Raw genomic sequence first — 1,502 nt, forward strand, 5'->3', positions numbered from 1 at the left:
AGACGAAAGTCGCTGAAAATCAGGTGGCCTTCGAACCGAATAATCTCCGAGCCGTCGTCGCCGATCTGGAGAAACAGATGCGCGAAGCCGCGAGCAATCTGGAATTTGAAGAGGCGGCGAGGCTGCGGGATGAAATTAGGCGGTTGGAGGGGACGTAGTTAGGTTTCCTCGATAAAGAACTCAGTCTTGGCAACCGGCATATTCGCACGCCAATTGTATCTGCCTTTTTCGGCGTCCCTTTCGTACTGGTATATCCAAATGGGTGGAAATAGCCGCTTGTCGTAGACTCTTCCCAAGTTGATGCAGACGCTGGAGGGCGCGGCAAGAACCATGTGGATACGTTTCACCCCAGCGGCATGGATACGACGCATGTACGAAGTAAATTCATCGCAAACCCTCTGGTGGAACTCCAAAGAACGTTCTGGGTGACATCCAAATTCACTTGCAACAATTTCAAGGACCGGCAAGCCAGCAAACCGCTCCTCAATCGCCGCTTTGTCAACGGCGTAAGAGATAGAACAGGCAATCAGTATTTCATCAGGAAGTGTGTTCGGCACTTCGCTGAAATACAAATCTGGACTGTCGGATGCGGCATTGGGCATTATCCACTTTTCGCGTATCCGGTCCCAATCTAGGACCGTTGTTCCACCGTCGTCGTCAAGCTGTATGCCGAATGCGAACAATACAGGTACCGGCGCTAGCCCGCCAAAATAGATCTTGATATCGTTGTCGTCATACTGCTGTTTTCGGCTGTTCAAATTCGCACGAAATTCTCTGACAGACTTTTGTAGGAATGCGAAGTTTAGAACTTCGCCGTCCTCTATTTTATCGGTCAAATCAATCGTGATCTGAGCAATGCGAGACTGTTGGCTTTTTGGAAAAAACGATCGCAGATCGGTCCAACTCGCCATACGCAGCCCTTTAACTTCAACTGCGATCTTGATGTCACGTATTTCGGCTTCCCTGCGCCACAATACGCCAACAATAATCATCAACACGCCGACTAAAAAAGCTACCTCTCTAAAGTAAGGAGGCAGCTCAAAATCAATAACGGTGCTTAGAAACAACTCTAGTATTGGCGTAGATAAAGCCGCAACACAGATGGCTAATCCGCAACGAGATAAGATCGAACCGGCACCAAAATAATCGGCAAAGAAACCGCTGGCTTTATCAACAATCGAGAAAAACAAACCCTTCATCTACTTTGCCGCTATCGTAGCATCAAGCATCTCTCGGATAGTCTCCGGTCCTACCCCGCTGCCGATCCATTCGCCAAAAAGGTGCCAATGCTCGTAATGCATCAACCACTCGGCGGCCCAGGGAATGACGGTGTCCGCAAGGAAAATGGTGTCATTCCACTCGCCGCCGTCAGGATCATACAGACACATGGATGACAATTCAGGTTTGTCTGGGTCCAAATGAATATGCGGAATATCGATAAATGCCATGCCGTCCCTTGGCCGCATTTTCGGCGCCAGCATGAAAACCTCAGGGCGCTTGAG

3 protein-coding genes are annotated in these 1,502 nt (G+C 49.5%); 1 reads left to right on the top strand and 2 read right to left on the bottom strand.

Annotated elements, in window-relative coordinates; all coding sequences use genetic code 11:
- Window positions 1-23: 23 nt before the first annotated feature.
- Window positions 24-158: a UvrB/UvrC motif-containing protein gene (locus tag IQ256_RS30615; RefSeq protein ID WP_370623577.1), complete on the top strand. Its 135-nt coding sequence runs from the start codon at window positions 24-26 to the stop codon at window positions 156-158.
- On the opposite strand, the gene IQ256_RS29210 is transcribed toward IQ256_RS30615, so the two are convergent.
- Complete coding sequence (locus IQ256_RS29210) at window positions 159-1,199, bottom strand: SAVED domain-containing protein (protein ID WP_193859179.1); 1,041 nt, start codon at window positions 1,197-1,199, stop codon at window positions 159-161.
- A partial coding sequence (locus tag IQ256_RS29215; protein WP_228025403.1) for a hypothetical protein occupies window positions 1,200-1,502 on the bottom strand: 303 nt, incomplete at its 5' end.

The organism is cf. Phormidesmis sp. LEGE 11477, from assembly GCF_015207105.1.
In the GTDB taxonomy this organism is placed as follows: Bacteria; Cyanobacteriota; Cyanobacteriia; order Phormidesmidales; family Phormidesmidaceae; genus Phormidesmis.